Origin of the sequence: Bacillus sp. RC242 (assembly GCF_044908245.1) — a bacterium.
GTDB classification, from domain to species: Bacteria; Bacillota; Bacilli; order Bacillales; family Bacillaceae_G; genus Bacillus_A; species Bacillus_A mycoides.
Map to the genome: position 1 here is coordinate 38,595 of NZ_JBIYCZ010000025.1, position 8,358 is coordinate 46,952.

Below are 8,358 nucleotides of genomic sequence, written 5' to 3' on the forward strand. Positions count from 1 at the left end.
GGTGCAAAGATTGTATTTATTTGAAAGAGGTATATAGATTCCTAATGGAATCTATTCTTATGCAGCCATTCCGAATAGTTGATGAATAAACCTCACTTCATTTTGGACAGACTTGTCCCTTAAAATAAGTTGGCCTTTTTTAATGATATGCATCGCTTCTATTCCTGAAAGAATAGATTTAGCTGTACGAAAAGAGTTCAATCCTAGCATTGAACGAACTCTCTTTTTAATAAAACGATGATCTTGCTCTACAAAGTTATTAAGGTATTTTACCTGCCTTATTTGGATGCCCACAGGCATCTTTTTCTCTGTCTTCAACTCTTCAATCGCTATAGGATAGGCCGGGTTTTTGTCCACTGTAATCACACGGGGCTTTGAAACATGAAAAGACTGCAAAGCTTTCTTGAAAAAACGCTTTGCAGACCTATGATCTCTTGTTTTGCTTAAATGAAAATCAATTGTATATCCTTTTGAATCAACAGCACGATATAGGTACATCCATTGACCTTTGACTTTCACATAGGTCTCATCGACTCGCCAAGAATCATTGGTTGACTTAAGATGACGTCGTACTCGCTTATCTAATTCGGGACCATATTGATGAACCCATCGCATGATAGTTGTATGAGCCAGGGATAGCCGGCGTTCTTCCATCATTTCGACTAAATCACGAAAACTGAGGTTGTACCGTAGGTACCATCTCACGGTTAATAAAATAATATCCGGTTGATAATGTTTCCACTTGAATATAATAAAAAGAAAGAGAAATGATTATATGAAAACATCACTTCTCTTTCTTTGTATTTACGAGTGGCTCGAAAAAGAAGGAATGGTTGCCGTACCCCATAAATGATTACTTTTTCATCCATGTATCTACTAATTTTTTATTCTTTTTTATCCATTTTTCAGCGGCCTGTTCAGGGTCATTCGATTCATTAATCATGGTCATCAACGTTCCGAGTTGCTCATCGGTCATGTTCCAGTTATCAAAATACTTTATAAGCTCTGGATAATCTTTTTCAAATCCTTTACGAACAGAGTAATAAATATCATCTTTTTCTCCATACACCTTTTTAGGATCTTTTAAATATTTAAGATCAAACTCTGAAAAAGCCCAATGTGGATTCCATAATGTTACTGCAATGGGTTTCTTTTGATTATATGCTTTTTTTAATTCACTCATCATAGCGGCTTCTGAAGATTGAACAAGATTTAGCTCTATCCCATATTTGTGTATCGCTTTATCTGTTAAGCCCATTAAACTGCTGCCAGGTTCAATACCAATGATTTTATTGTTAAATTTATCCTTATTCGCATTCAAATCCTCAATACTATTGATATCTGTCATGTATGAAGGAACAACTAAACCAAGACCAGTACCTTTATACCACGCTGACTTTATTACAACATCATCCTTATATTTTTCATATAATGGCTTATCAGTAATTGGTAGCCAGACCTCTAAGTTGGCGTCCACATCTCCTCGTGCTACCCCGGTCCAAACGGCTGCCTTTTCTAAATATAACAATTCAACTTTATAACCTTTTTCCTCAAGTAATACTTTCCACATATTTGCGGTAGCTATGTTTTCTTTCCAACTCGTTACACCAATTTTAATTTTTCCCTTTGCATTACTGTTCGCGCCACTACAAGAAGTAGTAATTATGCTAATTAATAATAGTATGCACAGAAGCCATATTTTTTTCTTCATCAAGCTCCTCCTAGTCTCTATGATTAGATATTTCTTCTTTAACTAACGTAGAAAATTATTTCAGTAAAGCTAAATACTTTATAATTATAAATAAATATTTTATAATTATAACTATGAATAATATAAACTAACTATTAATAGCTTAACAAAAAAATAAAAAAAAGTCTTTGATGAACTATTGTAATGTACTATTTGGTTTAGAAATAGTTACAGTATTTGTTTAGAGTCAAAGAAAAGGAGTGAAAGAATGAAAGAAACGAAATTACGTGTTGAAAACGTTACAAAAGTATTTGGAAAGAATCCTTCTAAAGGAATCGCTTTACTAAAAGAGGGAAAAAGCAAAGCTGCTATATTAAAAGAAACTGGTATGAATATTGGCGTGAACCAGGCAAAATTCGATGTTTATGCTGGTGAAATATTTGTCATTATGGGATTATCCGGTAGTGGGAAATCTACACTTGTTCGTATGTTAAATCAGTTAATCAAACCGACTTCTGGCCATATATATATTGATGGTGAAGATATCGCAACAATGGGAAAAGAATCTCTTCGAAAAGTAAGAAGAAACAAAATGAGTATGGTATTTCAAAAATTCGCCTTATTCCCTCATCGAACGGTTTTACAAAATGTTGCATATGGTTTAGAAATACAAAAAGTATCAAAAGAAGAACGAGAAACAAAAGCGTTAGAATCTCTAAAATTAGTAGGTCTAGAAAACAATAAAGATAGTTATCCGGAACAACTTAGCGGTGGTATGCAGCAGCGTGTTGGTATCGCAAGAGCACTAACAAATAATCCAGATGTCCTACTGATGGATGAATCATTTAGTGCTTTAGATCCGATTATTCGAAAAGAAATGCAAAATGAATTATTAGAACTGCAAGATAAAATGAAAAAAACGATTATTTTTATTACACACGATCTAGATGAAGCACTCCGAATTGGTGATCGTATTGCTTTAATGAAAGACGGAGAAATTGTTCAAATTGGAACACCAGAAGAAATTATGGTGAGCCCTGCAAATGAATTTGTAGAGCAATTTGTTGCTGATGTAAATTTAGGAAAAGTTTTAACCTCTGAATCCATTATGAAAAGACCGGAAACCTTATTAATTGATCGCGGTCCACGTGTTGCACTCCAAATCATGAAAAATGCTAGTGTTTCTAGCGTATATGTAGTGAATAAGAAACATGAGTTTTTAGGTGTCTTAACTGCTGATAATGCTAGTAAAGCTGTTAAAAAACAGGTTCCGATAGCGGATTTATTAGTAACAGACATTCCTCCTGTTTATTTAGATACTCTATTAGAAGAAATGTATATAAAAATGGTTAAGGCAAAGTTACCTCTTCCTGTTCTAGATGATAAACATAGATTACGAGGGATAATAAAGCGTGAAAGTATTATTCAAGCTTTAGCAGGAAATGTAGAGGAAGAGGTGAATGATAATGAATAGTATTCCACGTATTCCTTTAGGAGAATGGGTTGATACACTTGTTACAAGTTTGTATCAGCATTTCGAAGGGTTTTTCAAAGGATTTTCTTTTATTATCGGAGGATTTGTTGATTTATTAACAAATCTATTAATATTTATCCCAGCCATTATTTTTATTGCACTCACATGCTTATTAGTTTGGTACACCTCCCGTAAAATTTCACTTATAGTATTTTCTTTAATTGGATTTCTGTTTATCCTTAACGTTAACTATTGGGAACAGACTATGCAAACACTAGCGCTTGTCTTGACGTCTGTTATTATCTCTATCATTATAGGTATACCAATTGGGATTTTGGCATCTCAGAACGAAAGGTTTTCCAAATTTTTAAAACCAACTCTTGATTTTATGCAAACAATGCCTGCATTTGTTTATCTTATTCCGGCAATTACATTCTTTGGTGTTGGAGTAGTACCAGGTATTATTGCATCTGTTATTTTTGCAATGCCACCTACTATTCGCTTTACTGAGTTAGGGATTAGGCAAGTACCAGAAGATTTAATTGAAGCAGCTAACGCCTTTGGTTCAACATCGTCACAGAAACTATTCAAAGTACAGCTTCCACTTGCAACTGGAACAATCATGGCTGGTGTAAATCAGAGTATTATGCTTTCTCTATCAATGGTTGTCACTGCATCTCTTGTCGGTGCACCAGGTCTTGGCGTAGACGTTTATCGGTCGGTTACACAAGTTAATATAGGTATGGGCTTTGAAGCAGGCCTTGCTATTGTAGTAATTGCAATTATATTAGATCGAATTACACAAGGTTTTCATAAAAAATAATTATAATGTACATACTAAAAGTTATCATTTGAAATCGCGAGAAATTTATTGCTTAAAGCTGGTGTAAGTAAGGTAATATTAGTTGGTATTATCCCTTTTAAGTAGACAGTGTAAAAAGACTACATTCTTAATGTGGAATGTTACACTATACTTGAAGGGATATTTTAATGGCAAAAAAAGAACAACATTTCAAAAATATGCAGAGACATTTAAAAGGAAAGAGAAAAAATATGGAGGATAAACCAAAATGAATGATTTTCATATATATGAAGAACAAGCGGATGTACTTAGAAATATTGCACACCCTGTCCGACTTCAATTACTTCAGGAACTGATACGAAGAGGTGGTTGTACTGTGACCGAACTATATCATATGTTGAAAATTCCCCAAGCCACTACTTCTCAACACCTTGCAAAATTGAAAAGAGCTCGTATTGTGAGAAGTATTAATCAAGGAACAGTGAAAACATATCAGGTATGTCATGAACAGATACATCCAATTATTAATATCTTAATGAATACGAGATAGACGAAGAGTAATTTCAATTTCTATTAATGTTTCATGAAGTACTGGATATCTAACCACATTAGTATGGCGAGGGTTTAGTTTTTCGAAAGTTAAGAATAGTCAGTCTTAATTCTATCGATTTACTATATATTACATTTATATAAGTATTGTTATAAGAGCGTTTTTTAAAACTTTCCCCTAATAAAGTTTTGAAAGAGTTGTCTCAGTATTCTCCATGTTGTAAATATGCCAAGAAAAGAGAATCCATTTGGGTTCTCTTTTTCTTTTAAATTTGAGTCCTTAACCTCAAATTTAAAAGACGCATTAATAATTGTGATAATTTAACAGAAAAATCACCTTAACATACAGCAAATACAAAAAAGACCGGATATAATATCCAGTCTTTACTTATTATTGATTAATTGGATTTTCACAATATTTCTTTGCAATTGCACTTGCCATATCAATTGCCCTTTGTAGAGTAGCGTGTTTAGAACTAAAATCATAAGGCTCAAATCCAAATTCTTCATAAATTTCAAAGGAGATGCTTGTTACAAGTCTATACTTTGAAGGGATAGCTTCATTATCAATTGTTAAATGGAAATCATAACGATCATCAAAACATAATAGTTCAACTTTGAATGTATTATGTGTGCTTGCTTCGCGAAATTGATAATACTCAACTGGATATAAATAATCACCTTCATTTTTGTAGTTAAAGTCTTTAAAAAAAATCTTAATCAACGCCCCTCGTGTGTTTTTTTGGGATATTCCCTATTTTTATCATAAACTCTTACCTATTACAAAGTACATAATTATTAGATTTATTATTTATAGGTGTTTCAAAAACGATGGTTTTTGATAATGTGAAAATAACCAAAATCTTAATCTTATAAATCGCTTAACTTCGTTATCAAAACTATTGTCAAAATCAAATTAACTTTAACGACCCTTTATGATAAAATTATCGTATAAAGGTTAGGTGATTTCATGAATTCATACATTTATGGTTATGCAAGGGTAAGTACCCAACAACAAGATTTGATTCGTCAACTAGACATGCTTCAAAATTATAACTGTACTGAAATTTTAACTGAAAAAATAACAGGTACGAAAAGTGATCGTCCAGATCTTACTCGATTAAAAGATAAAATTAGACCTGGTGATACATTAGTTGTTGAAAGCTTTTCTAGATTAGGAAGAAGTACCAAAGATTTAATTGAACTTGTTGATTTTTTTGAGAATAAGGGAGTTAAGCTAATTAGTATCAAAGAACAATTTGATACTAATACACCTCAAGGAAAATTGATGTTAACAGTATTTCAAGCATTCAGCCAGTTTGAAAGAGACTTGATTGCTCAACGTACTCAAGAAGGGCTTGAAAGTGCAAGAGCAAGGGGAAGAGTAGGTGGACGCCCTCGTGTTAAGGATAGTTTCATTCAGAGAGCATTGAAGTTATATGATTCTAAAGAATATAGCATCCAAGAAATTGTAAACATGACAGGTATTAGTCAAGCTACACTCTACCGATATATACGAAAAAATAAGCAAACCAAAAAAGGCGAACAAACTAAAGAACAAGCAGCCACTATTCGTATGTTGTTACGTGTGGAAAATAATAATAAATTTGTACAAGGCAAGGGGAAAGTTCGAAAGAATATCGAATCCTTTCTCATATCACAATACAATATGGAACAACGTTCAGGAGAATATATATTTTATGTTCCTTACAAAACAATTTCAGATTTAGAAAAAAAGGTAGATAGCATAATTCGTGAAATTGATTTTGAAGCGGATTTACAAAACTGTTTTACGGAGTTAGATGTGTACTGTGATGAATTGGAGCTACAATGGTAAAAGTAGCATTTGCTTATATAAAGAATTACAGTATAAAATAATAAGAAGAACAGAAAGACAGGGAGAGGAAACCCATGTCCACAAAATTAGTAAATTTACGGATTGATTTCGCTTTTAAACAGTTATTCGGAACGAAGGGAAACGAAGAGATTTTAACTGGATTTCTAAACGCTATCCTAGAAGAATCTTTAGATGCACCTATTGCTTCTCTACAACTAGAAGATCCACATCTTCATAAATCTTATGAAGATGATAAGTTATCCATATTAGACTTATTAGCAACACTAGATAACGGAACACAAGTTAATATCGAAATTCAATTACGTAACACACATGATATGGTGAAGCGATCTTTATATTACTGGAGTAAACTCTATACATCCCAAATGCAAGAAGGGATGCCGTATCGTTCACTTCGGAAGACAATTACCATTAACTTATTAGATTTTATATTATTCTCCCAGGATGATTCATTTCACACCATAGGACAATTATGGAATCCCAAAAAGCAACAGATACTAAGTGATGATATTGAAATTCATTTTGTAGAAATTCCAAAATTGGTCAAACAATGGCGTGAAGAAAAAGTAAATCCATGGGAAAATGCATTTGTTCGCTGGATGTTATTACTACCAGCACATGAAGATGAACATTTAACTCAAACATTGGAGGAGATTGCAATGAATCAAGATCCAATTTTACAAAAAGCAATGAATAAGTGGGAAAATATGAGCCATGACTCTTCTTTCCGAACAGCTTATGAAGCTCGTGAAAAGTTACTTCTAGATGAACAAGCTAAGTTAGCTCATGCTCGTGAAGAAGGAATTGAGCAAGGAAAAATTCAATTAATCCGTGGTATGCATAAGAATGGTATGCCATTAGAAGACATTGCAAAATTCACAGGTCTAAGTACAGAAGAAATACGAAAATTACTATTATAATACGTATTATTACAAAAACTTTGCGAAAAATATCGCAAAGTTTTTTATTTAGTACTTTAAACATCAACTCCTTAAAATTTTTTCCTTTTTTAGACAGTTTACTTTTAATTTACATTAGTGTGATTTTAAAAGTAAGTTGTACCGTTTGTAAAAAGTTTGATTAAAAATCCTATATAAGGCCTCACCATACATGCCCATAAACTTAAGAAATGTATACACCCCAAAAACAAAAAAATGAGCTGATTTCTCAAGATAACTAACTGTAGAGAAAGAGAATTTTCATTTAGGGGGTACTTCAAAACCTTAGCTTGATGGCGATGGGACGTTACCCCATTAAGGAGTTTTTTATCTTGAAAGCAACGGATATATTATCATACATGTCAATCAATATGCTAAATTGCACATCTAAAAAAGTATAATTTGTTAACATTTTCAAAATAAGGGTTATTCTTATAAAATTCTGTTAATATCAAACTTGTACATATATAAAAGAAGGGGATGTTTATATGTTTAAAAAAGTTACATTAGGGATATCATCATTAGCAATGGCAGCGGTAGTTGGTTTAGGAATGGCATCGGAGGCATCTGCAGGGCCAGCGGCACCTCTAACTTCTTTAAGTGTGGTAAAAGTAGAGTCACAATTGGGTGGAGTTGAATACATTAACCCTAATAGTTTTAGTACAACTAAAGATCATGGGGGAAGTTACTTATATGTTTACACAAAAGAAATAGGGTATGGCCAGTTTCCTTTTGCGAAAATGAATGGATTTGATGTAAAAAGTATTGGTTCACAAGTAATTGGTGGTAATCCTATTGTAGGTTGGGAATATAAATGGGATGCATCAAATCATCAAGAAGGGACTTTTGAATATCAAAAGACTTCAATAAACTATCCAAGAGATACGTGGCGTACTTCACTATATATTAAATAGTCAGTTTTATATATTCGTAGCATAAAAATCCCTGCACCTTGAAGTGAACCCGAATAGTGGTACATGAAAAAAACACCTCCTGAATTCGCATACTAAGTATGCAAATTCAATGGAGGTGTTTTTCGTTTGAAGA

General features: G+C 32.9%; 8 protein-coding genes and 1 pseudogene. 6 read left to right on the plus strand and 3 right to left on the minus strand.

All coding sequences use genetic code 11. The features are described 5' to 3' along the window. Positions 1–57: 57 nt before the first annotated feature. A complete protein-coding gene (locus ABH957_RS28215) occupies positions 58–753 on the minus strand; it encodes an IS6 family transposase (protein ID WP_404512763.1) in 696 nt (231 codons plus the stop codon). 100 nt (positions 754–853) lie between these two features. Next, positions 854–1,711: a glycine betaine ABC transporter substrate-binding protein gene (locus ABH957_RS28220; RefSeq protein WP_002187328.1), complete on the minus strand. Its 858-nt coding sequence runs from the start codon at positions 1,709–1,711 to the stop codon at positions 854–856. A gap of 247 nt (positions 1,712–1,958) precedes the next feature. Here ABH957_RS28220 and ABH957_RS28225 point away from each other — a divergent pair, with 247 nt between their 5' ends. From ABH957_RS28225 to ABH957_RS28235, 3 genes are all read left to right on the plus strand, one after another. Further along, positions 1,959–3,164, plus strand: coding sequence for a quaternary amine ABC transporter ATP-binding protein (locus ABH957_RS28225; protein WP_404458108.1), 1,206 nt, complete (start codon positions 1,959–1,961; stop codon positions 3,162–3,164). After that, positions 3,157–3,987, plus strand: a complete 831-nt coding sequence (locus ABH957_RS28230) for an ABC transporter permease (RefSeq protein WP_201033508.1) — start codon at positions 3,157–3,159, stop codon at positions 3,985–3,987. Before ABH957_RS28225 ends, ABH957_RS28230 begins: the two co-directional genes overlap by 8 nt. Before the next feature lie 247 nt (positions 3,988–4,234). Continuing rightward, positions 4,235–4,516: an ArsR/SmtB family transcription factor gene (locus tag ABH957_RS28235; RefSeq protein WP_048567255.1), complete on the plus strand. Its 282-nt coding sequence runs from the start codon at positions 4,235–4,237 to the stop codon at positions 4,514–4,516. A gap of 390 nt (positions 4,517–4,906) precedes the next feature. On the opposite strand, the pseudogene ABH957_RS28240 reads toward ABH957_RS28235, so the two are convergent. Continuing rightward, positions 4,907–5,282: pseudogene (locus ABH957_RS28240) on the minus strand (hypothetical protein). Between the two features lie 203 nt (positions 5,283–5,485). Here ABH957_RS28240 and ABH957_RS28245 point away from each other — a divergent pair. The 3 genes from ABH957_RS28245 to ABH957_RS28255 all read left to right on the plus strand — a co-directional run bounded on the left by ABH957_RS28245 (position 5,486) and on the right by ABH957_RS28255 (position 8,225). Then, positions 5,486–6,352, plus strand: coding sequence for a recombinase family protein (locus tag ABH957_RS28245; RefSeq protein WP_404458113.1), 867 nt, complete (start codon positions 5,486–5,488; stop codon positions 6,350–6,352). 74 nt (positions 6,353–6,426) lie between these two features. Further along, complete coding sequence (locus ABH957_RS28250) at positions 6,427–7,293, plus strand: Rpn family recombination-promoting nuclease/putative transposase (protein WP_002187322.1); 867 nt, start codon at positions 6,427–6,429, stop codon at positions 7,291–7,293. A 506-nt stretch (positions 7,294–7,799) separates the two neighbouring features. Further along, positions 7,800–8,225 (plus strand): DUF4879 domain-containing protein, encoded by a 426-nt coding sequence (locus ABH957_RS28255; RefSeq protein WP_404512757.1) that lies wholly within the window; start codon positions 7,800–7,802, stop codon positions 8,223–8,225. Positions 8,226–8,358 lie beyond the last annotated feature (133 nt).